The organism is Actinacidiphila sp. bgisy144, from assembly GCF_057708105.1.
Map to the genome: position 1 here is coordinate 134,446 of NZ_JBYIRM010000013.1, position 25,941 is coordinate 160,386.

Sequence of the window (25,941 nt, forward strand, 5' to 3'; positions counted from 1 at the left end):
GCGGCCCGCCCGCGTCCGCCGCCCGCCCGGCAGCCGCGCTCACCCCTTCCGCCCGCTCACCCCTTTCCCGCCGCCGCCCGCCCCCGCCACCGGCAGCAACCGGGACGGCCCGGCCCGGCGCAGCACCGGCGGGAGCAGGGTGAGCGGGTCGAGGTAGACGTCCCCGCGCAGCAGCCCCCAGTGCACACACACCTCCGGGCAGTGCGGCAGCCGCCCTACGGCAACCTCGCCCACCCGGTCCCCGGCCGCCACCGCCGCACCCACCGCGACGGCGGCCCGTACCGGTTCGTAGGTGGTGCGCAGACCGCCGGTCAGCGCCACGACCACCACCGGGACGCCCCCGACCGGCCCGGCGAACGCCACCTCGCCCGCGGCGGCCGCCCGCACCGAAGCCCCCGCCCCGGCCGCCAGATCGACCCCGCGGTGCCCGGCCGCCCACGGTGTCGCCGGCGGCTCGAACGCACGCAGCACCAGCGGGCGGCCCCGCGCCCCCGGCCCCACCACCGGCCAGCACCGCGCCGCCGGACCCGGCGGCCCCGTACAGCCCGCCGACCCCGCTCCCGACCCCGACCTCGCCGTCGACCCCGCTCCAGACCCGGACCCCGGACCCGCCGCCTCCCATGCCCGGGCCCGGGCGCCGTCCCCAACTCCCGTGCCCGCCCCGCCCTCGGCCCCGGCCGCCACGCTTCCGCCCGCCGCCAGCACCACCGCCACCACCGTCAACCACACCGCCGTGTACGCCATGTCCCCACGATGACCCACCGCGCCCCGCCCGCGATGATCTTGGTCCGCACCCTGTGGACAACTCGGGTGTCGCCCGCGGCTCCGGCGGTCCCGTACACTTTCCCTGGCGACCCGGGTCACCGGGTCGACTTCGCACGCCCCGCCACCAACCCCGGACCTTGATGGTCACGGGCGGTGGCCGCGCCCCTCGGTCCCCTGTGGCACGGCGCGTCGGGACGTCAGGCGCGGCCACCGTCCGGCGGTCGCGGTAACCGAGTACCTCAAGGAGTACGGCCATGGCCGTCGTCACGATGCGGGAGCTGCTGGAGAGCGGCGTCCACTTCGGGCACCAGACCCGCCGCTGGAACCCGAAGATGAAGCGCTTCATCTTCACCGAGCGCAACGGCATCTACATCATCGACCTGCTCCAGTCGCTGTCGTACATCGACCGCGCCTACGAGTTCGTCAAGGAGACTGTCGCGCACGGCGGCTCCATCATGTTCGTCGGCACCAAGAAGCAGGCGCAGGAGGCCATCGCCGAGCAGGCGTCCCGCGTCGGCATGCCCTACGTCAACCAGCGCTGGCTGGGCGGCATGCTCACCAACTTCTCGACCGTCTACAAGCGCCTGCAGCGCCTGAAGGAGCTCGAGGAGATCGACTTCGCGGACGTGGCCGCCTCCGGCCTCACCAAGAAGGAACTGCTCGTCCTCTCCCGTGAGAAGGACAAGCTGGAGAAGACCCTCGGCGGTATCCGCGAGATGCAGAAGGTGCCCAGCGCCGTCTGGATCGTGGACACCAAGAAGGAGCACATCGCCGTCGGTGAGGCGCGCAAGCTCCGCATCCCGGTCGTCGCGATCCTCGACACCAACTGCGACCCCGACGAGGTCGACTACAAGATCCCGGGCAACGACGACGCGATCCGCTCCGTCACGCTGCTCACCCGCGTGATCGCCGACGCCGTCGCCGAGGGCCTCATCGCCCGCTCCGGCGCCGCCACCGGCGACAAGAAGGCCGAAGGCGCCGCCGAGCCGCTCGCCGAGTGGGAGCGCGACCTGCTCGAGGGCGAGAAGAAGGCCGACGCCGAGGCCCCCGCCTCTGCCGACGCCCCGGCCGACGCCGCCCCGGCCGACGAGGCCGCCGCCCCGGCGGAGGAGGCGCCCGCCGCCGCCCCGGCCGACGAGAAGCCCGCCACCACCGAGGGCGACGCCGCCACCGGCGCCTGACCGCCCGCGGACGCGAGCGTCCGGGAACAGCACCACGCGTGACAACGGCGGGGGCCGAGCGCCCCCGCCGTTCACCCGTAGATCCACCGACCATCCGGGAAGAGACTCACACCCATGGCGAACTTCACCGCCGCCGACGTCAAGAAGCTCCGCGAGCTCACCGCCGCGGGCATGATGGACTGCAAGAACGCCCTCACCGAGGCCGAAGGCGACCTGGACAAGGCCGTCGAGATCCTCCGCGTCAAGGGCCAGAAGGGCGTCACCAAGCGCGAGGGCCGCTCGGCCTCCAACGGCGCCGTCGTCTCCCTCATCGCCGCCGACAACTCCGAGGGCGTCCTCGTCGAGCTGAAGTGCGAGACCGACTTCGTCGCCAAGGGTGACAAGTTCGTCGCCGTCGCCGACGCGATCGCCGCCCACGTCGCCGCCACCAAGCCGGCCGACCTCGGCGCGCTGCTCGCCTCCGAGATCAAGGACGGCCAGACCGTCCAGGCGTTCGTCGACGAGGCCAACGCCACCCTCGGCGAGAAGATCGTGCTGGACCGCTTCGCGCAGTTCACCGGCGGCTACGTCGCCTCCTACCTGCACCGCACCAGCCCGGACCTGCCCCCGCAGGTCGGCGTGCTGGTCGAGCTGGACAAGGCCGACGCGCAGACCGCCAAGGACGTCGCGCAGCACATCGCCGCGTTCGCCCCGAAGTTCCTCACCCGCGACGAGATCGACGAGGAGACCGTGGCCAACGAGCGCCGCGTCGCCGAGGCGACCGCGCGCGAGGAGGGCAAGCCCGACGCCGCCCTGCCGCGCATCGTCGAAGGCCGGGTCAACGGCTTCTTCAAGGAGAACGTCGTCCTGGAGCAGGCGTTCGCCAAGGACGCGAAGAAGACCGTGCAGAAGGTGCTCGACGAGGCCGGGGTCACCCTGAAGGCCTTCGCGCGCTTCCGCGTCGGCGTCTGACGTCCGCACCCACCGGCACCCGCCGGTCCGGCCGCAGACACCGACTCGGCCGCCGCGGGCTGCCACCGATGTCCGTACGGCCGCCCGGCGGCCGTACGGGGCAAGACAGACGGTCCGCCAGGGCCGTACGCGGCCGGCCGCCCGCCGGCCGGCCGCAGAGGTGACGAGGAGGCCATTGCCGTACCGGGAACCGATAAGGACCCACGGCAATGGCCTCCTCGGTACGTGCACGAGGAGATCTCCCATGGATGATGGTGCCGAAGGCGCCCGCAAGGCCCGCGACCACACCCACGAGGGCGGCGGGCAGCAGCACGAAGGCCGCGACGGGACCGCTCCGCGCCGCTACCTGCTCAAGCTCTCCGGCGAGGCGTTCGCCGGCGGTGGCGGGCTCGGCGTCGACCCCGACGTGGTGCACGCCATCGCCCGGGAGATCGCCGCGGTGGTCCGCGAGGGCTACGAGATCGCGGTCGTGCTCGGCGGCGGCAATTTCTTCCGCGGCGCCGAACTCCAGCAGCGCGGCATGGACCGCGCCCGCTCCGACTACATGGGCATGCTCGGCACCGTGATGAACTGCCTCGCCCTCCAGGACTTCCTGGAGAAGGAGGGCATCGAGACCCGGGTGCAGACCGCCATCACCATGGGCCAGGTCGCCGAGCCCTACATCCCGCTGCGCGCCGTCCGGCACCTGGAGAAGGGCCGCGTGGTCATCTTCGGCGCCGGCATGGGCATGCCCTACTTCTCCACCGACACCACCGCCGCGCAGCGCGCCCTGGAGATCGACGCGGTGGCGATGCTGATGGGCAAGAACGGGGTGGACGGGGTCTACGACTCCGACCCGAAGCACAACCCGAACGCCGTCCGCTTCGACGCCCTGGAGTACGGCGAGCTGATCGCCCGCGACCTGCGGGTCGCCGACCTCACCGCGATCACCCTCTGCCAGGACAACAAACTGCCGATCCTGGTCTTCGAACTGCTCGCCGAGGGCAACATCGCCCGCGCGGTCAAGGGTGAGAAGATCGGCACGCTGGTCAACGACCAGGGCACCAGGGCGTGACCGGCGCGGCCGGTATGGACAACAGGCTGCCCGGTCCGACACCGTGCAGGAAGAGCACGAAGACGCGCGCAGGGGCCCGGACCCGACGGCTCTGCCTTCTGAATACCAGGAGCACATGGTGATTGAAGAGACCCTCCTCGAGGCCGAGGAGAAGATGGAGAAGGCCGTCGTCGTCGCCAAGGACGACTTCGCGGCGATCCGCACCGGCCGTGCGCACCCGGCGATGTTCAACAAGATCGTCGCCGAGTACTACGGCGCGGTCACCCCGATCAACCAGCTCGCCTCCTTCGCCGTGCCCGAGCCGCGGATGGCCGTGATCACCCCCTTCGACAGCAGCAGCCTGCGCAACATCGAAGAGGCGATCCGCAACTCCGACCTCGGTGTGAACCCCAGCAACGACGGCCGGATCATCCGCGTGGTGTTCCCGCAGCTCACCGAGGAGCGGCGGCGCGAGTACATCAAGGTCGCCAAGGCCAAGGGCGAGGACGCGAAGATCTCCATCCGCAGCGTCCGCCGCAAGGCCAAGGAGACGCTGGACAAGCTCGTCAAGGACGGCGAGAGCGGCGAGGACGAGGTGCGCCGCGCGGAGAAGGAGCTGGACGACACCACGGCGAAGTACGTGGCGCAGGTCGACGAGCTGCTCAAGCACAAGGAAGCGGAGCTGCTGGAGGTCTGACCTCCGCGGTCTCCCGCGCACCTGATGTGTCCTGGCCGGACCCTGCGCGTCCGGGCCGGACCGCCGCACGTTCCCCCCGGCCGACCACCAACCTGACGACGACGCGAGGCGACGTTCCGTGAACGATTCTTCCTGGGGCGCTTCGCCACGCGCCGGTCACGCGGCGGGTTCCGCCACGGAGCCCGGGGTCAGGAGGAAGATCTCCACCATGCCACCGCCACCGTCCGCGCCGCCCCAGGACCCACCGCCGGCCGCGAAGAAGTCCGCCGGGCGCGACCTGCGGGCGGCGATAGGGGTCGGTGTCGGCCTCGGTGCGGTGGTCGTGGCGGCGCTGTTCGTGGTCAAGGCGGTCTTCGTCGGCATCGTGGTGGTCGCGGTGGTCGTCGGGCTGTGGGAGCTGACCTCCCGGCTCGCCGAGCGCAAGCAGATCCACGCGCCGCTGGTCCCGCTGGCGGTCGGCGGCACCGCGATGGTGATCGCCGGGTACGTCCGCGGTGCCGACGGCGCGTGGATCGCGATGGCGCTCACCGCGCTCGCGGTGCTGGTCTGGCGGATGGCCACCCCGCCCGAGGACTACCTGCGGGACGTCACCGCGGCCGTGTTCGCCGCGTTCTACGTGCCGTTCCTCGCCACGTTCGTGGTCATGATGCTCGCAGCCGACGACGGTCCGCGGCGGGTGCTGGTCTTCCTGCTGCTCACCGTGATCAGCGACACCGGCGCCTACGCGGTCGGCTGGCGCTTCGGCAGCCACAAGCTCGCGCCCCGGATCAGCCCCGGCAAGACCCGCGAGGGCCTGGTCGGCGCGATCAGCTTCGCGATGGTCGTCGGCGCCCTGCTCATGCAGTACTTCATCGACGGCGGCCACTGGTGGCAGGGCCTGCTCCTGGGCCTGGCCGCGGCGGTCAGCGCCACCCTCGGCGACCTCGGCGAGTCCATGATCAAACGCGACCTCGGCATCAAGGACATGGGCACCCTCCTCCCGGGCCACGGCGGCATCATGGACCGCCTCGACTCCCTCCTCCCCACCGCCCCCGTCGTCTGGCTCCTCCTCGTCTCCTTCGTCGGCCAGGGCTGACCCCAAGCCGTGGGCGTTGCCGCTAGATTGAGGCCATGCCGATACCGCGTCTCGTTCCTGGCGACTTCACCACGCGCGCGGAGCTTGCTCGTCTGGTAGGCGGGTCGCTCCAGGGTGGGATCGTCCCCATTGTCGACACGAAAATGGTGCTGGTCTTCTCGGACCCGCAGGCGGGCGCCGAACACGGCTACACCTTCGACGGTCGCGCCGAGGATGACGAGCGCGGACCGCTTTATCTGTACACCGGTGCTGGCGCCACGGGCGATCAAGCGTTGACGGGCGTCAATGGATCATTGCTGCGCCATGCAGAGATGGGCCGTGAGGTACACCTCTTCGTCGCTGACGGATACGTAGGTAAGTCCAAAACCGTGCGGCAGCGCTATGTCGGCCAGGTCGTGGTCGATCCTGAGCAGAGCTACGAAGAGTGCTGGAGTACGTCCAACAGCGTGGAGCCTCGCCGCCTTTACGTCTTTCGGCTGCGGCCGGCTGCGACCGGAGAGTTGGCGCTCACCGACCGTGACCTCTTGCAGCCTGCGCCGGCGACGACCGTGCTTGAGGTACCGACGAGTTCCGAGCCCCGGATTGGGACACCCGGGGCGACAGCCGTCCCGGTAGAGCGACATGGAACGGACCAGACCACCGCCAACCTGCCGGGCGGATCAGTTGCCATAGTGCGGCGAGAGGGCCAGTTGGTGACCGCCTTCCAGCAGGTGTTGGCCGAGGCAGGACATACCTTCCATCGCCATCAGATCACCGTGGCTGGCGAGCCCGGATCGCTGATGACCGACCTTTACGACGACACCGACAATGTGTTGTACGAAGCCAAGGGCAAGAGCCGACGTATCGACGTTCGCATGGCGATTGGGCAGTTGCGCGACTACCGACGCCACTTGAACACACCCCCTGGGCTACGGCTCGCGGTGCTGCTGCCCGGCGACCCGGGCGAGGACCTCCGCGATTTCCTGGCAGCCGAAAACATCGCCCTGGTCACCCAGTCCGACGACGGCTTTGAAGGGTTCCCGGTGCAGTAGCCATCAGTGGCCGCAGGAGCGCCCGCCTCGTTGCTATGCGTTGCCGGTGCTCCACGTTATGCGACGGTCAGCTACTTGCCGCGGGTCTGCGACACTGGTAGGCATCATGCCTGTACCCGGAGAACTGACGTTTGCCGTGCCGCGCGGGGCCAAGAAGCCGCCGCGGCATCTTGCTGATCTTTCGCCCGCGGAGCGGAGGGAGGCGGTGGCGGCGCTGGGGGAGAAGCCGTTCCGGGCGAAGCAGTTGTCGCAGCACTACTTCGCGCGCTATGCGGACGATCCGGCGACGTGGACGGACATTCCGGTGGGGGCGCGGGGGAAGCTGGCCGGCGACCTGCTGCCGGAGCTGATGACGGTGGTGCGGCACGCCTCGTGCGACGACGGGGAGACCCGCAAGACGCTGTGGCGGCTCTTCGACGGGACGCTCGTCGAGTCGGTGCTGATGCGGTACCCGGACCGGGTGACGATGTGCATCTCGTCGCAGGCCGGCTGCGGGATGAACTGCCCGTTCTGCGCGACCGGCCAGGCGGGCCTGGACCGCAACCTGTCGACGGCCGAGATCGTGCACCAGATCGTCGCCGGGATGCGGTCCCTGCGCGACGGCGACGTGCCCGGCAGCGCGGCCGGCGCCCCGGACCGGCTGTCGAACATCGTCTTCATGGGCATGGGCGAGCCGCTCGCGAACTACCGCCGGGTCGTCGACGCGATCCGGCGCCTGACCGATCCGGCGCCCGACGGGCTGGGGCTGTCGCAGCGCGGCATCACCGTCTCCACCGTCGGCCTGGTCCCGGCCATGCACCGCTTCGCCGACGAGGGCTTCAAGTGCCGCCTCGCGGTGTCCCTGCATGCCCCCGACGACGAGCTGCGCGACACCCTCGTGCCGGTCAACACCCGCTGGAAGGTCCGCGAGGTGCTCGACGCCGCCTGGCACTACGCCGACGTCTCCGGCCGCCGCGTCTCCATCGAGTACGCCCTGATCCGCGACGTCAACGACCAGGCGTGGCGCGCCGACCGGCTCGGCCGGCTGCTGAAGAACCACCGGGTGCACGTGAACCTGATCCCGCTCAACCCGACCCCCGGCTCCAAGTGGACCGCCTCCCGGCCGGAGGACGAGCGGGCGTTCGTGGCCGCACTGGAGGCGCACGGCGTGCCGGTGACCGTCCGCGACACCCGCGGCCAGGAGATCGACGGGGCCTGCGGTCAGCTCGCCGCCTCCGCACGCTGATACGGTGCGCTGGTGTGTTCGTCGTACCAGCAGGACACATGAACAGCAGGACACATGAACCGCACGACCGCAGAACCGCAGGACAAGTGAACATCCGACAGGGGAGCGCCTGAGACGGCGCTGAGAGTGCGGCTGGGACCCGATCCGACGGCAGGACCGTCGAGGGACCCAGGCCGCAGACCCTCCCACCTGATCCGGGTCATACCGGCGTAGGGAGTCACACAGTGAACAGCACCATCCGTCGGCGTGCCATCGGCGCGCTCGTCCTCGCCACCGCCGGCGCCACCGTCCTCGCCGGCTGCGGCTCGAGCTCCAGCTCCGGTTCCGGCTCCTCCTCGGCCGCCGGCAAGCCCTCCAAGACCGTCACCCTGGTCAGCCACGACTCGTTCGCCGCCTCCTCCTCGGTGCTCGCGCAGTTCACCAAGGAGACCGGCTACACCGTCAAGGTGCTGCGCGGCGGCGACGCGGGCGCCGCGGTCAACCAGGCCATCCTCACCAAGGACCACCCGCGCGGCGACGTCTTCTTCGGCGTCGACAACACCCTGCTCTCCCGCGCCCTGAGCAACGGCCTGTTCGACTCCTACACCGCCAAGGGCCTGGACCAGGTCGCCGCGGACGTGCAACTGGACGCCGCCAAGCACCGCGTGACGCCGATCGACTCCGGCGACGTGTGCGTCAACTACGACCGCGCCTACTTCACCTCCCACCACCTCGCGCCGCCGCAGACCTTCGCCGACCTGGTCAAGCCGCAGTACAAGAACCTGCTGGTCACCGAGAACGTCTCCACCTCCTCCCCGGGGCTCGCCTTCCTGCTGGGCACCGCCGCCACCTACGGCGACTCCGGCTGGCAGGCGTACTGGAAGAAGCTGAAGGCCAACGGCGTGCAGGTCGTCGACAGCTGGGAGCAGGCGTACGACAACGCCTTCTCCGGGTCGGCCGCCGGCAAGAAGGCCAAGGGCAGCAAGCCGCTGGTCGTCTCCTACGCCTCCAGCCCGCCCGCCGAGGTGGTCGGCGTCACCCCGCAGCCCGCGCAGTCGCCCGTCGGGGTGGCCACCGGCACCTGCTTCCGCCAGATCGAGTTCGCCGGGCTGCTGCACGGCGCGAAGAACCCCGCCGGCGCCAAGGCGTTCATCGACTTCATGCTCAGCCGGACCTTCCAGCAGGACATGCCGCTCCAGATGTACGTCGACCCGGTCGTGAAGGGCGCGGTGGAGCCCGAGGTGTTCACCAAGTACGGCGCGAAGGTCCCGCACCCCACGACGCTGGCGCCCGACAAGATCGCCGCGAAGCGGGACGACTGGGTGAAGTCGTGGAACTCGATCGTCCTGTAGCGCCACGGGAGGGAGCGCCGAAGAACGGGCTGCCGCGCAAGGCCGCACCGCGCAACGCCGCGCCGCGGGCCGGCTCCCACCGTGGTAGCCGCCGCGTCCTCACCGGAGCGGCCCTGGCCGCACTGCCGCTGGCGTTCTTCGCCGCCTTCTTCGCCTACCCCGTGGCGGCGATCGTCGGCCGCGGCCTGCACGAGGGCGGCCGCTGGCAGCTCGGCCGGATCGGCGACGTCCTCGGCGACGGCTCGGTCCGGCACGTGCTGTGGTTCACCTGCTGGCAGGCGGCCGCCTCCACCGCGCTGACCCTGGTGGTCGCCCTGCCGGGGGCGTACGCCTTCGCGCGGCTGGACTTCCCCGGCAAGCGGCTGCTGCGGGCCGTGGTCACGGTGCCGTTCGTGCTGCCGACCGTCGTCGCGGGCTCGGCGTTCCTCGCGCTGCTCGGGCAGGGCGGCTTCACCGACAGCCTGTTCGGGGTGCGCCTGGACACCTCGGTGTGGGCGATCCTCATCGCGCATGTCTTCTTCAACTACGCCGTGGTCGTCCGCACCGTCGGCGGCCTGTGGGCCCAGCTCGACCCGCGCCAGGAGGAGGCCGCCCGCATGCTCGGCGCGGGCCGCCTCACCGCCTGGCGCCGCGTCACCCTGCCCGCGCTCGGGCCTGCCGTCGCGGCCGCCGGGGTGATGGTCTTCCTGTTCACCTTCACCTCCTTCGGCGTCATCCAGATCCTCGGCGGCCCCACCCGCGCCACCCTGGAGGTCGAGATCTACCGGGAGACCGCCGAGATCTTCGACCTGCCCACCGCGGCCGTGCTCACCCTGCTCCAGTTCGCCGCCGTGGCCGCGATCCTGGCCGTGCACGCCTGGACCACCCGGCGTGGGGAGTCCGCGCTGCGCCTGGTCGACCCGGCCGGCACCGCGCACCGCCCGCGCGGCCGGGGCGAACGCGCGCTGCTGGCCGCCGTCCTCGCCTCGGTCGCGCTGCTGATCCTGCTGCCGCTCGGCGTGCTCGCCGCCCGCTCCTTCGACGGCCCGAACGGCTACGGCCTGGCCTTCTACCGCGCGCTTGGCACCACCGGCGGCGACGGCACCTTCCTCGTCCCACCGTTGCAGACCGTCTGGAACTCGGTGCGCTACGCGGCCGCCGCCACCGTGATCGCCCTGGTCGTCGGCGGGCTGGCCGCGGCCGCCCTGACCCGCCGCGGCGGCCGGCTGATGCGCGGCTTCGACGGGCTGATGATGCTGCCGCTGGGCACCTCCGCGGTCACCGTCGGCTTCGGCTTCCTGATCGCCCTCGACAAGCCGCCGCTGGACCTGCGGGACTCCTGGCTGCTGGTGCCGCTGGCCCAGGCGCTGGTCGGCGCGCCGTTCGTGGTGCGGGTGATGCTGCCGGTGCTGCGGGCCGTCGACGAACGGCTGCGGGAGGCCGCGGCGATGCTGGGCGCCTCCCCGCTGCGGGTCTGGCGCGAGGTCGAACTCCCGCTGGTACGGCGGGCGCTGGGCATCGCGGCCGGGTTCGCGTTCGCCGTCTCGCTCGGCGAGTTCGGTGCCACGGTCTTCATCGCCCGCCCCGACAGCCCCACCCTGCCGGTCGCCGTCGCCCGCCTGCTCGGCCGGGCCGGCGAGATGAACTACGGCCAGGCGATGGCGCTGAGCACCATCCTCATGGTGGTCTGCGCGGCCAGCCTGCTGATCCTGGAGTACCCGCTGTCGGAGAGGTCGCGATGACCGGCACCCTGCTGCGCGTGGACGCGGCCACCGTACGGTTCGGGGCGCGCGCCGCGCTGGACGAGGTGAGCGTGGACGCGGCCGCGCACGAGATCGTCTGCGTGCTCGGGCCGTCCGGCAGCGGCAAGTCCACCCTGCTGCGCGCCGTCGCCGGGCTCCAGGCGCTCGACGGCGGCCGGGTGCTGCTGGATGGCGCCGACCAGCGGGGCGTGCCCGCGCACCGCCGCGGGGTCGGGCTGATGTTCCAGGACCACCAGCTCTTCCCGCAGCGCGACGTCGGCGGCAACGTGGCGTTCGGGCCGCGCATGCACGGGATGCCGCGCCAGGACCGCGAGCGGCGGACCGCCGAACTGCTGGACCTGGTGGGGCTGCCCGGCGCCGCGGCCCGCCCCGTCGCCACCCTCTCCGGCGGCGAGCAGCAGCGGGTCGCGCTGGCCCGCGCCCTCGCGTCCGAGCCGCGGCTGCTGATGCTCGACGAGCCGTTGGGCCAGCTCGACCGCTCCCTGCGCGAACGGCTGGTCGTCGAACTGCGTCGGCTGTTCGGGCAGTTGGGCACCACCGTGCTGGCCGTCACGCACGACCAGGGGGAGGCGTTCGCGCTCGCGGACCGGGTGGTGGTGATGCGCGACGGGCGGATCGTGCGCAGCGGTACGCCCCTCGAGGTGTGGCAGCAGCCCGGCTCGGAGTTCGTGGCCCGCTTCCTGGGGTTCGACAACATCACCGACGCCGTGGTCAGCGGTGGTGTCGCGGTGACCGCCTGGGGCAAGCTGGCCGTCCCCGACGGCACCCCCGACGGCGAGCACCGCCTGCTCGTGCGGCCCTCGGGCGTACGGCTCGGGCCGGCCGACGGCGCCGGACCGCGCTGCGAGGTGGTCTCGCGGACCTTCCGCGGCGGCCATGTGGGAGTGCTGCTCCAGCCCGCGCAGGGGCCCGCCCTCGAAGCGGAGTGCGCGCTGCGCGACGCGCCGGAGATCGGCGCCCGGGTGGGCGCGGTGTTCGCCCCCGAGGACGTCGTCGTCCTCGCCCGGTCCGCCGTGCGGGCCGCTCCCGGCGAACGCCCGGCCGCGGGGTGAGGCGGGCTACGCGCTGAGGCGGGCCAGCGCCGCGGGCACCTCGTCGACGCTGTCGACCAGGGTGATGCGCGCGCTCATGGGCCGGCCGTCGGCGAGGGCCTGGAGCAGCGGCCAGACGGGCAGCTCGGCGGTCCAGTGGGCGTGGTCGACCAGGACCATGGGGGCCGGGTCGCCGTGCGAGCCGTAGTAGTTGGCGGTGGCGGCGTCGAAGACCTCCTGGACGGTGCCGGCGGCGCCCGGCAGGAAGACGGCGCCGGCGGTGCAGCGTGTCAGGAGCCCGTCCTCACGGGTGGCGTTCGCGAAGAACTTCGCGATGTGCGCGGCGAACGGGTTGGGCGGCTCGTGGCCGTAGAACCAGGTGGGCAGGCCGTAGGAGGGCCCGCCGTCCGGCCAGCGCTCGCGCACCTCGAAGGCGGTGGACGCCCAGGCGTCGACGGAGGGCGCGAAGGACGGGGTGCCCGCGAGGACGTCGAGCGCCTTGCCGAGCATCACGTCGTCGTACGCGGCCGCGTACGCCCCGAAGTTCGCCGCCTCCATCGCGCCCGGGCCGCCGCCGGTCGCCACGGTCAGCCCGGCGGTGGCCAGCGCGCGGCCCAGCCGGGCGGCGCCCGCGTACGCCGGGGTGCCGCGCTCCATGGCGTGCCCGCCCAGCACGCCCACCACCTGCTCGCCGCCGAGCTGCTCGTCCAGGGCGTCGGAGACCGCGTCGTCGTGGATGGAGCGCAGCATGGAGGCGAACACGTCGCGCTCGGCGGCGGTCCGCAGCCACCAGTCGTACGTCAGCGCGTCCGGTGTCGCGCCGTAGCCGCTCTCGGCCAGGCCCGCGTACAGCTCCTCGGGCCGGTAGGGCGCCGCGCGGTAGGGGTCGAAGGGCAGGCCGGGCACCGGCGGGAAGACCAGCGCGCCGCCGGCCCGCACCTGGGCCAGCGCCTGCGGTTCCATCGGGCAGCCGAGGAAGACCGCTTGCGAGGTGTCGGTGACCAGCAGCGCGAAGGTGCGGGAGGTCAGGTCCACCGCCCGCACCCGGCAGTCCGCGAAGGACCCGCCGAGCGCGACCGCGTCGAACTCCTCCAGCGTCTCCACCTCGCGGGTCCGGCGGACACCTTCCGGCGCGGCGCCCGAGGGCGCCTTCGGCGGCTCGGGCGGCACCGGGCCGCGGTACGGGCCGGCCGCGGGACGCGGCAGCCGCGGACGGGCGGGACGGGGCGAGTCTGGGGAGGTAGGCGCTGCCACGCGAGCACGATAGCGCGCCGCGGTCGGCGCCGGGCCGCCGCGAAGAGGGACAGCGGCGGCGCGCCGTTGACGCGGCGCCGCGTGCGGGAGGACCGCGCGCGGCGCCGGGGACGGATCGGGACGGGGGGAGGGGCCACGGGCCGGGAAGGGGACGGGCTACGGGCCGGGAAGGGGACGGGTTACGGGCCGGAAGGGGAGGGGCTGCGGACTGGGAAGCGGACGGGTTACGGGCCGGGAGGCGGAGGGGCTGCGGACCGGGAGAGGGAGCGCTAGGGCGTCGGCGAGAGCGCCGCGACCAGCAGCGCCGGCACCAGGAACGCGACCGCCAGCACGCCGGCCCGTACCGCCGCCGACGCGCGCAGCACCGCGGCGGGCGCCGCGAGTTCGCGCAGCGCGGCCCGCGCGGACGCGCGCGCGGCGTGGGACTCCCGCGCGGCCAGCGCGGCCGAGGCCAGCACGCACATGCAGATCAGCAGCACCGCGAAGGTGGTGACCGGCCCGAGGGTGCGGCCGCTGTCCTGGTGCAGGCCGTAGCCGGCCACCAGCGCCGCCACGGTCGCCGAGAGCAGGCCGAGCGGGCGGCCGAGCCGCCGCGCCTCGTGCTGGAGCCCGCGCCCGGCCAGCAGCCGCAGCCCGCCGGGCCGGTAGGCGGCGAGCAACCGCCCGCAGGCGTGGACCAGTCCGGGGCCGGCCAGCACCAGCCCGGCGGCGGTGAGCACCCAGCCGCCGACCGCGGCCGGCGCCATCGCGCCCAGGCCGCTGGGCAGCGGGAAGGTGTGCCGGTCGGGGGCTGTCGCCTCGAGCGCCAGCCCGACGGCGATCAGCGCGACGCCCCACGGGAGCCCGGCGGGCACCTGCTCGTCCGGTTCGATCGCGCCCGCGTCCGGGCCGCCCGGGCGGGCACGGCCCCGGTCCGGCCGCTGCCCGTCCGTCCGCCGTCCGTCGGGGCGCTGCTCGGTGCGCAGCCGTGCCGCGCTCGCGGCGCCCGCCGCCAGCGGGACCAGGGCCAGCAGCGTGACCGCCCCGGCGAGCGGCAGGCTGTGGCCCGCCGCCAGGAGCCCGGGGCCGACGCCGTGGTAGGGCACACCGGTCACGTCGCCGCGCAATTGGAGGAAGAGCAGCAGCGCCAGCACGCTGCCGCACGCGCACACCAGGGTCACCGTCGCCGCGGCGAGCAGCACCAGGCCGTTCCGGCCCAGGCCGACCGCGGTGAGCCCGGCCCGGGGCCAGCCGGTCGACTGGGCGCGGCCCACCGCGACCGCCAGCTGCACGCTGACGATCGCCGGCACCACGCACCAGCCGAGGCGTACCACCGTGTGCGAGGCGCCGCCCGGGTGGGCCAGCGCCCAGCCGAGGGCCGCCAGCAGCAGCAGTCCGGTGCCGCACGACGCGAGAGCGGCCAGCACCCACCGGCCGAGCGCCGCCGGACTCGCCCCGCGCAGCAGCCGAAGGCTCAGCACCGGCCGCACCCCCCGCGGCCGGCCGCGCTCCGCCCGGGGCGCGGGCGCCGTACGCGGGCGTTCATACGCTGGCCGGGCGGGGAGCGGCCAGGTCCGGGTTCTGCCCCGTCCCCTTGCCCTTGCCCTGGGCCGGCCCCTTGCCCTGGGCGGCGCCCTGGCCCGAGTTCTGCTCCGGCGCGGCGGTCACCACGCGGCCGTCGGCGAAGGGCACGGTCCGGTCGGCGTGCGCGGCGATGTCGGGGTCGGCCGTGGCCAGCACGACGGTGATGCCGTGGGAGCGGGCCGCGCTGGTGAGGGTGCGCAGCACGTGCGCCCGGTCGTCGCGGTGCAGCGTCGCGGTCGGCTCGTCGGCGAAGACCACGGCCGGGCCGGTGACCAGGGCGCGGGCCACGGCGACGCGCTGGCGCTGAGCGGCGGACAGCCCGGCCGGCCGGCTGCGGGCGACGTCGCCGATGTCGAGGCGCTCCAGCCACTCGCGGGTGGCGGTCCGCGCGGTCCGGCTGCTCTCGCCGCGCAGCAGCAGCGGCAGGGCGGCGTTCTCCCACACGTTCAGCTCGGGCAGCAGGTGCGGGTCGGTGCCGACCCAGCCGAACCGGTCGCGGCGCAGCCGCTCGCGGGCGGGGTCGGGCAGTGTGTGCACCGGGCCGCTGTTGAACCAGACCTCGCCCTCGTCGGGGACGAGCTGTCCGGAAAGGCAGCGCAGCAGCGTCGACTTGCCCGCGCCGCGCGGTCCGGCGAGCGCGAGGATCTCCCCGGCCCGCACGCTGACCGACACGCCGAGCAGCGCGGGCGAGCCCTGGTAGGAGTGACGCAGGGCGCGAGCCCAGAGCACGTCGTTGTCGGGCGGGGCCTCCATGCCGTACCTCCGCGGATCGCGAGTTCACCCGGGCAACGAGCCCGGGACGTGTCCGGTCACTGCTCGGCACGCTATGCGCGGCCGCCGCGCCCGCCCCGCAGGCGCCCCCGCGAACCCCCCGATCGGCGCAGCCCGCCCCTTGCCGGGCGGCAGGGGGCGGGCTGCGGTCCGTGCTCAGCGGCCGGCGGCCGGTCAGAGCTTCGTCCACGCCTCCTTGAGCACGCCGCGCAGGATGGACTCGATCTCGTCGAAGAGCGGCTGCTCGGCGATGAGCGGCGGGGCGAGCTGGATCACCGGGTCGCCGCGGTCGTCGGCGCGGCAGTACAGCCCGTTGTCGAAGAGCGCCTTGGACAGGAAGCCGTACAGCACGCGCTCGGTCTCCTCGTCGGTGAACGTCTCCTTGGTCGCCTTGTCCTTGACCAGCTCGATGCCGTAGAAGAAGCCGTTGCCGCGCACGTCGCCGACGATCGGCAGGTCCCGCAGCTGGTCGAGGGTGGCGCGGAAGGCCGCCTCGTGGTCCAGCACGTGCTGGTTGAGCCCCTCGCGCTCGAAGATGTCGAGGTTGGTGAGGGCCACGGCCGCCGAGACGGGGTGTCCGGCGAAGGTGTAGCCGTGCAGGAAGGTGTTGCCGTCGCGGTAGAACGGCTCGGCGAGCCGGTCGGAGACGACGCACGCGCCGATCGGGGAGTAGCCGGAGGTCATGCCCTTGGCGCAGGTGATCATGTCGGGCACGTAGTCGAACTTGTCGCAGGCGAACATGGTGCCCAGCCGCCCGAACGCGCAGATCACCTCGTCGGAGACGAGCAGCACCCCGTACCGGTCGCAGATCTCGCGGACCCGCTGGAAGTAGCCGGGCGGCGGCGGGAAGCAGCCGCCGGCGTTCTGCACCGGTTCGAGGAAGACCGCGGCCACGGTGTCGGGGCCCTCGAAGAGGATCTCCTGCTCGATCTGGTCGGCGGCCCAGCGGCCGAACGCCTCCGGGTCGTCGCCGTGGATCGGGGCGCGGTAGATGTTGGTGTTGGGCACCTTGCGGGCGCCGGGCACCAGCGGTTCGAACGGGGCCTTGAGCGCGGGCAGTCCGGTGATGGACAGGGCGCCCTGCGGGGTGCCGTGGTAGGCGACCGCCCGCGAGATCACCTTGTACTTGGTGGGGTTGCCGGTCAGCTTGTGGTACTGCTTCGCCAGCTTCCAGGCGGTCTCCACCGCCTCGCCGCCGCCGGTGGTGAAGAAGACCTTGTTCAGGTCGCCGGGCGCGTACCCGGCCAGCCGCTCGGCGAGCTCGACCGCCTTGGGGTGGGCGTAGCTCCAGATCGGGAAGAAGGCCAGCTCCTGCGCCTGCTTGTAGGCGGTCTCGGCGAGTTCGTGGCGTCCGTGCCCGGCCTGCACCACGAACAGCCCGGACAGGCCGTCGATGTAGCGCTTGCCGCGCGCGTCGTAGATGGACGCGCCCTCGCCGCGGACGATGGTCGGCACCGGGGCGTCCTGGTAGTCCGACATGCGGGTGAAGTGCATCCACAGGTGGTCGTAGGCGGACTTCGACTGGTCGGGCTGCTCGGCGTGCGAAGCGGTCATGGCTATCTGGTTCCCCAGGTGTAGGTCTGCTTGCGGAGCTTGAGGTAGACGAAGGTCTCGGTGGTGCGGACGCCCGGCAGCGCGCGGATGCGCTTGTTGATCATCTCCAGCAGGTGGTCGTCGTCCTCGCAGACGATCTCCACCAGCAGGTCGAACGAGCCGGCGGTGAGCACCACGTACTCGACCTCGTCGAGGGCCGCGAGCGCGTCGGCGACCGGCTCGAGGTCGCCCTCGACGTTGACGCCGACCATCGCCTGGCGGCGGAAGCCGACGGTGAGCGGGTCGGTCACCGCGACGATCTGCATCACGCCCTGGTCCAGCAGCTTCTGCACCCGCTGGCGCACCGCGGCCTCGGACAGCCCCACCGCCTTGCCGATCGCCGCGTACGGGCGGCGCCCGTCCTCCTGGAGCTGTTCGATGATCGCCTTCGAGACCGCGTCTATCGAGGCGGAGGCGCCGTTCATGTCACGAGTGGCCACGCGCACCACTGTGCAGGAGAGGTCGACGGTCCCGCAAGCCCCGCACGATGAATTCCGTTGTGTTAAGCCGCCTGCAACACTGAATCGGTTGTTGTAGCCCGGCGGGCGTGTCGAATACGGCAGTCCTGGCGTTAAGCTGGGCGGCGTCTCACTACATGGACACGAACCGGATGGACCAGGGAGCAAGCGCCGTGACCGAACTCCGTACTCTGCGCAACCACATCGACGGAGAATTCCGCGACGCCGCCGACGGGCGCACCACCGAGGTGGTCAGTCCGGTCACCGGCCGGGCGTACGCGACCGCGCCGCTGTCCGGCAGGGCCGACGTCGACGCGGCCATGGCCGCCGCCCGGGCGGCCTTCCCCGGCTGGTGCGACACCACGCCCGCCGAGCGGCAGAAGGCGCTGCTGAGGATCGCCGACGCCATCGAGGCGCGCGCGGACGAACTGGTCGCGGTGGAGAGCGAGAACACCGGCAAGCCGCTCGCGCTCACCGCGAGCGAGGAGGTCCCGCCGATGGTGGACCAGATCCGGTTCTTCGCCGGCGCCGCCCGGCTGCTGGAGGGCCGCTCGGCCGGCGAGTACATGGAGGGCCTGACCTCGATCGTGCGGCGCGAGCCGGTCGGGGTGTGCGCGCAGGTCGCGCCGTGGAACTACCCGATGATGATGGCGGTGTGGAAGTTCGCCCCGGCGATCGCGGCGGGCAACACCGTGGTGCTGAAGCCCTCCGACACCACCCCGGCCTCCACCGTGCTGCTCGCCGAGATCATCGCCGGGGTGCTGCCCAAGGGCGTGTTCAACGTGGTCTGCGGCGACCGCGACACCGGCCGGCTGATGGTCGAGCACCCGGTGCCGGCGATGGCGTCCATCACCGGCTCGGTCCGGGCCGGGATCGAGGTCGCCGGGTCCGCCGCCAAGGACGTCAAGCGGGTGCACCTGGAACTGGGCGGCAAGGCGCCGGTGGTGGTCTTCGACGACCTCGACAGCCAGGCGCTCGCCAAGGCCGCCGAGGACATCGCCCTCGCCGGGTTCTTCAACGCCGGCCAGGACTGCACCGCCGCCTGCCGGGTGCTCGTGCAGGAGGGCGTGCGCGAGGAGTTCACCGCGGCGCTGGCCAAGGCCGCCGCCGCCACCAGGACCGGCCTGCCCGACGACGAGGACGTGCTCTTCGGCCCGCTCAACAACGCCAACCAGCTCGCCCAGGTCGCCGGGTTCGTCGACCGGCTGCCCGCGCACGCCAAGGTCGAGGCCGGCGGCCACCGGGTCGGCGAGGAGGGCTACTTCTACGCGCCCACCGTCGTCTCCGGGCTGCGGCAGGACGACGAGGCGGTGCAGCGCGAGGTGTTCGGCCCGGTCATCACCGTCCAGTCGTTCACCGACGAGGAGCAGGCGGTCACCTGGGCCAACGACGTGGACTACGGCCTGGCCTCCTCGGTGTGGACCAAGGACCACGGCCGGGCGATGCGGATGTCGAAGAAGCTCGACTTCGGCTGCGTGTGGATCAACACCCACATCCCGCTGGTCGCCGAGATGCCGCACGGCGGGTTCAAGCAGTCCGGCTACGGCAAGGACCTGTCCGCGTACGGCTTCGAGGACTACACCCGCATCAAGCACGTCATGACCTCGCTGGAGGCGTGAGCGCGAACCCCGCCGGCGGCCGGTGCGCACCGAGGAGTGCGGACCGGCCGCCGGCGCGTCAGCGCCGCGCGCCGCGTACGGTGCTCAGCCCGCGTACGGTGCTCAGGCCGCCTTCGCGCGCAGCCGCAGCAGCACCTCCGGACGGTTGGTGGTGACCGCGTCCACCCCGGCCGCTACCAGGCGGGACATCGAGCGGCGCCAGTCGGCGGTCCAGGCGGCGACCAGCAGCCCGCGGTCGTGCGCCCACGCCACCGTCGCTGGATCGGCCAGCCCGAAGCGGAGGTTGAGCCAGCGCGGGGCGAGGCCGTCCAGCAGCGCGTCGGCCGGGCGCGCGGACGTCGTCCAGGTCATCGCGATCTCGGCGGCGGGCTCCAGGGCCCGCACCTGGCGCATCGCGGCCAGCTTCCCGCAGTAGTAGACCCGGTCCGCCGCACCCGCCTCCCGTACCGCCCGGACGGCCGCGGGCGCCTGGTCGGCCTCGGTCAGGTCGATCAGCATCCGTGTCCGGTCCGGGCCGGCCAGCAGCTCGGCGAGCGCGGCCGCGAAGGACGGCACCCCGCCGCCGGTCGCCTCGGCCACCTCGTCGTAGGCCAGCGAGGCCACCGGCGCCACGACGCCCCACAGCCGCTCCAGCGTCGGGTCGTGCAGCAGCACCGGCACGCCGTCCCGGGTGAGGCGGACGTCCACCTCCACGACGTCCGCGCCCTTGCGCAGCGCCGAACGCACCGACGGCAGCGTGTTCTCGCGGTGGGCGTAAGGGTCGCCCCTGTGGGCGACGACCGTTACCCCGTGCCCAGGGCGCGCGGCCACGGCGTCAGCCCCGCGCGGAGGGGACGCCGGGACCGCCCGCGGCGGCGCCGTAGGACAGCGTGTAGGCGTCGATCTCCGCCGCCAGCCGCGCCTTGCCCGCCGGTTCCAGGAAGGACGCGTGCACCGCGTTCTTCGCCAGCTCCGCGACCCCCGCGCGGTCCAGCCCCAGCAGCCGGGCGGCCACCGCGTACTCGGTGTTCAGGTCGGTGCCGAACATCGGCGGGTCGTCGCTGTTGACGGTGACCAGCACGCCCGCCTCGGCCATCCGCCGGATCGGGTGCTCCTCGATGTCGGTCACCACCCGGGTGGCGATGTTGGAGGTCGGGCAGACCTCCAGCGGGATGCGGTGCTCGGCGAGGTGGTCCAGCAGCCGGGGGTCCTGCACGGCGCTGGTGCCGTGGCCGATCCGCTCGGCGCCCAGCACGTTCAGGGCGTCCCAGATCGTCTGCGGCCCGGTGGCCTCCCCGGCGTGCGGCACGCTGTGCAGCCCGGCCGCCCTGGCCCGGTCGAAGTACGGCTTGAACTGCGGGCGCGGCACCCCGATCTCGGGCCCGCCCAGGCCGAAGGAGACCAGGCCCTCCGGGCGCAGGTCCAGCGCCAGGTGCGCGGTCTGCTCCGCCGAGGCCAGGCCCGCCTCGCCGGGGATGTCGAAGCACCAGCGCAGCACCACGCCCAACTCCGCCTCCGCGGCCTTGCGCGCGTCCTCGATCGCCTCCATGAACGCCTGCTCGGGGATGCCCCGGTTCGTCGAGGAGTAGGGCGTCACGGTCAGCTCGGCGTAGCGGATCTGCTGCCGGGACATGTCCCGCGCGACCTCGTACGTCAGCAGCCGGATGTCCTCGGCGTCGCGGATCAGGTCCACCACGGACAGGTAGACCTGGATGAAGTGGGCGAAGTCCCGGAAGGTGAAGTAGTCGGCGAGCGCGGCCGGGTCGGCGGGCACCTTGGAGTCCGGGTGCCGCGCGGCCAGGGCGGAGACGATCCGCGGGGAGGCGGAGCCGACGTGGTGGACGTGGAGTTCGGCCTTCGGCAGCCCGGCGATGAAGGCGTCCAGCCCGGTGCCGGGTGCGGTGCCGGGCGCAGTGGCGGGCGCGGCGGCGGGGGCGCTGCCCGCGGGGGCGGTCCCGGCGGCGGGGGAGGGGCCGGGTGCGGTCTCGGGCATGCGGGGTTCCTCCGGTGGGACGTGCGGGACGGCCGGGGCGCCGGCCGGTGCCGTTCATCGTAATCCGCGCGCCCGCCCGTCCCCCGGGCCGCGCCGGGGCGGGGGGAGAAGGCGCGGCCGGCGGCCGGCGCGTGGCTGTTCACGCGCGCTTCGGGGTGATCGGTGCGATGAACGGACAGGGCACAGAATCCGTCGATTAACCAAAAGGCAACAACGGAATCCCTTGTTGGAGGAGGCTGGCTCTGCCAGGATCAGCGATCAATCCAGGCTTTGACCACGCTGGTACATGGATTCGCGACCCCGGCGGGGTGTCCCGGCCCGAGCGGGCCGGTCCATCCGGCCGCCCCGGCCCACCCGCCCGGCGCCACCCGGCCGAACCCTCGGAAGGGCACCACCCATGGAGCAGTTCGAGACCCTCTCCCCGCCCCAGCGTGCCGCCATGGCGCGCAGCATGACCAGTGGGCGGGCCGCGCTCGCCCGCCGCTCGCTGCTGCGGGTCGCCGGGCTCGGCGCCGTGGCCGGCGCCGGCCTCACCGGCTGCGGCATCCCCGCGGCCGGCCGCAAGGGCGAGACCGCCTCCACCGACCACTCGGCGCAGGAGAAGGTGGTGGACTTCTCCAACTGGACCGAGTACATCGACGTCAGCGACGACGGCAAGCACCACCCGACGCTGGACGCCTTCACCAAGCGCACCGGCATCAAGGTCAAGTACACCGAGGACATCAACGACAACGTCGAGTTCTTCGGCAAGATCAAGCCGCAGCTCGCCGCCGGCCAGGACACCGGCCGCGACCTGATGGTGCTCACCGACTGGCTGGCCGGGCGGATGATCCGGCTCGGCTGGGTGCAGCAGCTGGACTCCGCCAACCTGCCGCACGCCTACGCCAACCTCGAACAGCGCTTCCGCAGCCCCGACTGGGACCCCGGGCGCGCCTACTCCTACCCCTGGCAGGGCATCAGCACCTGCATCGCCTACAACAAGAAGGCCACCGGCGGCCGGAAGGTCACCTCCGTCTCCCAGCTCCTCGACGACGGCTCGCTGAAGGGCAGGGTCGCCATGCTCTCGGAGATGCGCGACACCATCGGCATGACCCTGCTCGACATGGGAGAGCTGCCCGAGAAGGTCACCGACGACACCTTCGACGCGGCCGTCGCCCGCATCCAGAAGGCCGTCGACAGCCAGCAGATCCGGAAGTTCACCGGCAACGACTACACCGACGGCCTGAGCAAGGGCGACATCGCCGCCTGCGTCGCCTGGGCCGGCGACCTGGTCCAACTGCGCATCGACGACCCGGACATCGAGTACGTCTTCCCCGACTCCGGCTTCGTCTCCTCCACCGACAACCTGCTCATCCCCGACAAGGCGCGGCACAAGGCCAACGCGGAGCGGCTGATCGACTACTACTACGAGCCCGCGGTCGCCGCCCAGGTCTCGGCGTACATCAACTACGTGTGCCCGGTCGCCGGGGTGAAGCCGTACCTGGCGAAGATCGACCCGAAGCTGGCGAGCAACCCGCTGATCATCCCCGACGCGGCGATGGACGCCCGCGGCCACGCGTTCCGCTCGCTCTCCGACGCCGAGGACGCGCGGTACGAGGACAAGTTCGCCAAGCTCATCGGCGCCTGACCCCGGCCTGCACCCGCACCCCCCGAGGACACCCCATGACGACCCCCAGCACGAGCCCGAGCCCGCAGCCCTCCGCCGACGCCGTCCGCCTCACCGGGATCAGCAAGTCCTACGGCGCCTTCACCGCCGTCCACCCGCTCGACCTGGCCGTGCCGGCCGGCTCGTTCTTCGCGCTGCTCGGCGCCTCCGGCTGCGGCAAGACCACCACCCTGCGGATGATCGCCGGCCTGGAGACCCCCTCCACCGGCGCGGTGCACCTCGGCGGCCAGGACGTCACCGCCCTGCCGCCGTACAAGCGCCCGGTCAACACCGTCTTCCAGAACTACGCGCTCTTCCCGCACCTGGACATCTACGAGAACGTGGCGTTCGGGCTGCGCCGGCGCGGCGTCAGGCCGGTGCGGGCGAAGGTCGGCGAGATGCTCGACCTGGTGCAGCTCGGCCCGCTGGCCCGGCGCCGCCCGCACCAGCTCTCGGGCGGCCAGCAGCAGCGCGTGGCGGTGGCGCGGGCCCTGATCAACCAGCCGAAGGTGCTGCTGCTGGACGAGCCGCTCGGCGCGCTGGACCTGAAGCTGCGCCGCCAGATGCAGCTCGAACTCAAGCGCATCCAGACCGAGGTGGGCATCACCTTCGTGCACGTCACGCACGACCAGGAGGAGGCCATGACGATGGCCGACACGGTCGCGGTGATGAACGCCGGGCGGGTCGAGCAGATGGGCGCGCCCGCCGACCTCTACGAGAACCCCGCCTCCACCTTCGTGGCGAACTTCCTGGGCACCTCCAACCTGATCGAGGCCGAGGTGGCCGGCGTGGCCGACGGCACCCTGCGGCTGGTGCGCGCCGGGCAGGAGCTGGCGATGCCGGCGGCCCGCTGCCGCACCGAGGCCGCCCGCGGCGACCGGGTGCTGGCCGGGGTCCGCCCGGAGAAGATCACCCTGACCCACCGCGACGACGCCGGGGAGGTGCCCGCCGGCCGCAACCGGATATCCGGCACGATCGCCGACTCCAGCTTCATCGGCGTCTCCACCCAGTACGTGGTCGACAGCCCGGTCGGCGCGGGCCTGGAGGTCTTCGTGCCGAACGTCGAGCGCGACACCCGGCTGGTGCCCGGAGCACCCGTCGTCCTGCACTGGAACCCCGCACACACCTTCGGGCTGGACGCTGGACAGGACATCGGCGCCGGGCTCGGCGCGGACCTGGACGAGGCGGCGCCGGGCACCGGGACGGGGCCAGCGACCGGGGCGGGCGGCACCGGGCGCACCGAGCCCGCTGAGGGGGCCGCCGTATGACCGCCGCCACCGAACCCCTGGCCGCGCCCGCCCCGAAGGCGCCCCCGCCACCCCAGGCGCTGCGCCGGGCCGCCGCGCGGCGGCGCCGCGTGCCCTATCTGCTGCTGCTCGCCGGGGTGGCCTGGCTGCTGGTCTTCTTCGTCGCGCCGATGGTGTACCAGGCGTCGACCTCGGTGCAGACCGGCACCCTGGAGGACGGCTTCAAGGTCACCTGGCACTTCGCCACCTACTGGGACGCGCTCAGCGAGTACTGGCCGCACTTCGTGCGCTCCCTGGCCTACGCCGCCATCGCCACCGCGCTGTGCCTGCTGATCGGCTACCCGCTGGCGTACACCATCGCCTTCCGAGCCGGCCGGTGGCGCAACGTGCTGCTGATCCTGGTGATCGCGCCGTTCTTCACCAGCTTCCTGATCCGCACCCTGGCCTGGGAGACGATCCTGTCCGACCAGGGCCCGGTGGTGTCCTTCCTCAACAGCGTGCACCTGCTGGACGTGACGTCCTGGCTGGGCGTCACCCAGGGCGACCGGGTGCTCGCCACCCCGCTGGCCGTCGTGTGCGGCCTGACCTACAACTTCCTGCCGTTCATGATCCTGCCGCTGTACACCTCGCTGGAACGCGTCGACGGGCGCCTGCACGAAGCGGCCGGCGACCTGTACGCCACCCCGTTCACCGTCTTCCGCAAGGTGACCTTCCCGCTGTCGATGCCCGGGGTGGTGGCCGGCACCCTGCTGACCTTCATCCCGGCCTCCGGCGACTACATCAACGCCGAGTTGCTGGGCTCCACCAACCAGCAGATGATCGGCAACGTCATCGAGTCGCAGTTCCTGCGGGTCCTGGACTACCCGACGGCGGCCGCCCTGTCGTTCCTGCTGATGGCGGTCATCCTCGCCGTCGTCACCCTCTACATCCGCCGGGCCGGAACGGAGGAGCTGGTCTGATGCGCCTGATCCGCCGGCTGCGCGCCAACCTCGTGGTGATCGCGGGCGTCCTCGCCCTGTGCTACCTGATCCTGCCGAACCTGGTGGTGCTCGCCTTCTCCTTCAACAAGCCCAAGAGCCGCTTCAACTACACCTGGAACCACTTCTCCACCGACGCCTGGCAGCACCCGTGCAGCGTCTCCGGCATGTGCGGCTCGCTCGGCCTGAGCCTGCGGATCGCCGTCTACGCCACGCTCGCCGCCACCGTGCTGGGCACCATGACCGCCTTCGCGCTCGCCCGCTACCGCTTCCGCGGCCGCGCCGCCACCAACATGCTGATCTTCCTGCCGATGGCGATGCCCGAGGTGGTGATGGGCGCCTCGCTCGGCACCCTCTTCCTCAACATGCGCATCCGGTTCGGCTTCTGGACGATCCTCATCGCGCACATCATGTTCTGCCTGAGCTTCGTGGTCACCGCCGTCAAGGCCCGCGTGATGAGCATGGACCCGCGCCTGGAGCAGGCCGCCCAGGACCTGTACGCCACCCCGGCGCAGACCTTCCTGCGGGTCACCCTGCCGCTGGCCGCGCCGGGTATCGCGGCCGGCGCGCTGCTGTCGTTCGCGCTGTCCTTCGACGACTACATCATCACCAGCTTCAACGCGGGCAACTCCGTCACCTTCCCGATGTTCGTGTGGGGCTCGGCGCAGCGCGGCACCCCGGTGCAGGTCAACGTGATCGGCACGGCCATGTTCGTGCTCGCGGTGCTGCTGGTGCTGGCCGGGCAACTCGTCGGCGGCCGCCGGAAGGCGCGTGGCTGAC

The 25,941-nt window shown here is 72.6% G+C and carries 23 protein-coding genes and 1 riboswitch; of the genes, 15 read left to right on the forward strand and 8 right to left on the reverse strand.

Going from position 1 to position 25,941, the window contains the following annotated elements; all coding sequences use genetic code 11:
• Positions 1-39: 39 nt before the first annotated feature.
• Positions 40-504, reverse strand: a complete 465-nt coding sequence (locus AC3EVP_RS17400) for a peptidoglycan DD-metalloendopeptidase family protein (RefSeq protein WP_335981533.1) — start codon at positions 502-504, stop codon at positions 40-42.
• A gap of 515 nt (positions 505-1,019) precedes the next feature.
• Here AC3EVP_RS17400 and rpsB point away from each other — a divergent pair.
• The 10 genes from rpsB (at position 1,020) to AC3EVP_RS17450 (ending at position 12,083) form a co-directional block, all read left to right on the forward strand.
• A complete protein-coding gene (rpsB, locus tag AC3EVP_RS17405) occupies positions 1,020-1,946 on the forward strand; it encodes a 30S ribosomal protein S2 (RefSeq protein WP_435130852.1) in 927 nt (308 codons plus the stop codon).
• Positions 1,947-2,060: 114 nt separating this feature from the next.
• Positions 2,061-2,897 carry a translation elongation factor Ts gene (gene tsf / locus AC3EVP_RS17410; RefSeq protein WP_335981531.1) on the forward strand — a complete coding sequence of 279 codons (837 nt, stop codon included), beginning with the start codon at positions 2,061-2,063 and terminating at the stop codon, positions 2,895-2,897.
• A 244-nt stretch (positions 2,898-3,141) separates the two neighbouring features.
• Positions 3,142-3,951, forward strand: a complete 810-nt coding sequence (gene pyrH / locus AC3EVP_RS17415; protein ID WP_335981529.1) for a UMP kinase — start codon at positions 3,142-3,144, stop codon at positions 3,949-3,951.
• A gap of 118 nt (positions 3,952-4,069) precedes the next feature.
• On the forward strand, positions 4,070-4,627 hold the full coding sequence (gene frr / locus AC3EVP_RS17420) for a ribosome recycling factor (protein WP_335981631.1): 558 nt from the start codon (positions 4,070-4,072) through the stop codon (positions 4,625-4,627).
• Positions 4,628-4,658: 31 nt separating this feature from the next.
• Positions 4,659-5,702, forward strand: coding sequence for a phosphatidate cytidylyltransferase (locus tag AC3EVP_RS17425; RefSeq protein WP_435130954.1), 1,044 nt, complete (start codon positions 4,659-4,661; stop codon positions 5,700-5,702).
• A gap of 35 nt (positions 5,703-5,737) precedes the next feature.
• Positions 5,738-6,733 carry an SRA domain-containing endonuclease gene (locus AC3EVP_RS17430; protein WP_435130855.1) on the forward strand — a complete coding sequence of 332 codons (996 nt, stop codon included), beginning with the start codon at positions 5,738-5,740 and terminating at the stop codon, positions 6,731-6,733.
• Between the two features lie 106 nt (positions 6,734-6,839).
• Positions 6,840-7,958 (forward strand): dual-specificity RNA methyltransferase RlmN, encoded by a 1,119-nt coding sequence (rlmN, locus tag AC3EVP_RS17435; RefSeq protein ID WP_435130857.1) that lies wholly within the window; start codon positions 6,840-6,842, stop codon positions 7,956-7,958.
• 89 nt (positions 7,959-8,047) lie between these two features.
• Positions 8,048-8,191, forward strand: a riboswitch (TPP riboswitch).
• Entirely contained in the window at positions 8,183-9,289 is a 1,107-nt protein-coding gene (locus AC3EVP_RS17440; RefSeq protein ID WP_435130859.1) for a thiamine ABC transporter substrate-binding protein, read from the forward strand. Its footprint overlaps the riboswitch before it by 9 nt.
• 113 nt (positions 9,290-9,402) lie before the next feature.
• Positions 9,403-11,010: an ABC transporter permease gene (locus tag AC3EVP_RS17445; protein ID WP_435130957.1), complete on the forward strand. Its 1,608-nt coding sequence runs from the start codon at positions 9,403-9,405 to the stop codon at positions 11,008-11,010.
• Complete coding sequence (locus AC3EVP_RS17450) at positions 11,007-12,083, forward strand: ABC transporter ATP-binding protein (RefSeq protein ID WP_435130861.1); 1,077 nt, start codon at positions 11,007-11,009, stop codon at positions 12,081-12,083. The genes AC3EVP_RS17445 and AC3EVP_RS17450 overlap by 4 nt, the downstream gene beginning before the upstream one ends.
• 6 nt (positions 12,084-12,089) lie before the next feature.
• On the opposite strand, the gene AC3EVP_RS17455 is transcribed toward AC3EVP_RS17450, so the two are convergent.
• The 5 genes from AC3EVP_RS17455 to AC3EVP_RS17475 form a co-directional block, all read right to left on the reverse strand.
• On the reverse strand, positions 12,090-13,166 hold the full coding sequence (locus AC3EVP_RS17455; RefSeq protein WP_435130959.1) for an LOG family protein: 1,077 nt from the start codon (positions 13,164-13,166) through the stop codon (positions 12,090-12,092).
• A 419-nt stretch (positions 13,167-13,585) separates the two neighbouring features.
• On the reverse strand, positions 13,586-14,776 hold the full coding sequence (locus AC3EVP_RS17460) for a hypothetical protein (protein ID WP_435130863.1): 1,191 nt from the start codon (positions 14,774-14,776) through the stop codon (positions 13,586-13,588).
• A 61-nt stretch (positions 14,777-14,837) separates the two neighbouring features.
• Entirely contained in the window at positions 14,838-15,632 is a 795-nt protein-coding gene (locus tag AC3EVP_RS17465; RefSeq protein WP_435130864.1) for an ABC transporter ATP-binding protein, read from the reverse strand.
• 192 nt (positions 15,633-15,824) lie between these two features.
• Positions 15,825-17,204, reverse strand: a complete 1,380-nt coding sequence (locus AC3EVP_RS17470; RefSeq protein WP_335981517.1) for an aspartate aminotransferase family protein — start codon at positions 17,202-17,204, stop codon at positions 15,825-15,827.
• A 2-nt stretch (positions 17,205-17,206) separates the two neighbouring features.
• Positions 17,207-17,668: an Lrp/AsnC family transcriptional regulator gene (locus AC3EVP_RS17475; RefSeq protein ID WP_435130960.1), complete on the reverse strand. Its 462-nt coding sequence runs from the start codon at positions 17,666-17,668 to the stop codon at positions 17,207-17,209.
• A 206-nt stretch (positions 17,669-17,874) separates the two neighbouring features.
• Between AC3EVP_RS17475 and AC3EVP_RS17480 the strand changes: the two genes are divergently transcribed.
• Positions 17,875-19,320 (forward strand): gamma-aminobutyraldehyde dehydrogenase, encoded by a 1,446-nt coding sequence (locus AC3EVP_RS17480; RefSeq protein WP_435130866.1) that lies wholly within the window; start codon positions 17,875-17,877, stop codon positions 19,318-19,320.
• A 102-nt stretch (positions 19,321-19,422) separates the two neighbouring features.
• Here AC3EVP_RS17480 and AC3EVP_RS17485 read toward each other — a convergent pair whose 3' ends face one another.
• Entirely contained in the window at positions 19,423-20,130 is a 708-nt protein-coding gene (locus AC3EVP_RS17485) for a glycerophosphodiester phosphodiesterase (protein ID WP_435130868.1), read from the reverse strand.
• Positions 20,131-20,134: 4 nt separating this feature from the next.
• Positions 20,135-21,292: an adenosine deaminase gene (locus AC3EVP_RS17490; RefSeq protein ID WP_335981512.1), complete on the reverse strand. Its 1,158-nt coding sequence runs from the start codon at positions 21,290-21,292 to the stop codon at positions 20,135-20,137.
• 397 nt (positions 21,293-21,689) lie between these two features.
• On the opposite strand from AC3EVP_RS17490, the gene AC3EVP_RS17495 reads away from it, so the two are divergent.
• From AC3EVP_RS17495 to AC3EVP_RS17510, 4 genes are read left to right on the forward strand one after another with little or no spacing between them, the layout of a single operon-like run.
• A complete protein-coding gene (locus tag AC3EVP_RS17495; RefSeq protein ID WP_435130870.1) occupies positions 21,690-22,919 on the forward strand; it encodes a polyamine ABC transporter substrate-binding protein in 1,230 nt (409 codons plus the stop codon).
• Between the two features lie 35 nt (positions 22,920-22,954).
• On the forward strand, positions 22,955-24,205 hold the full coding sequence (locus tag AC3EVP_RS17500; protein WP_435130871.1) for an ABC transporter ATP-binding protein: 1,251 nt from the start codon (positions 22,955-22,957) through the stop codon (positions 24,203-24,205).
• Complete coding sequence (locus AC3EVP_RS17505; protein ID WP_435130872.1) at positions 24,202-25,143, forward strand: ABC transporter permease; 942 nt, start codon at positions 24,202-24,204, stop codon at positions 25,141-25,143. The genes AC3EVP_RS17500 and AC3EVP_RS17505 overlap by 4 nt, the downstream gene beginning before the upstream one ends.
• Positions 25,143-25,940, forward strand: coding sequence for an ABC transporter permease (locus AC3EVP_RS17510; RefSeq protein ID WP_335981503.1), 798 nt, complete (start codon positions 25,143-25,145; stop codon positions 25,938-25,940). Before AC3EVP_RS17505 ends, AC3EVP_RS17510 begins: the two co-directional genes overlap by 1 nt.
• The last annotated feature ends 1 nt before the right edge of the window (position 25,941 follow it).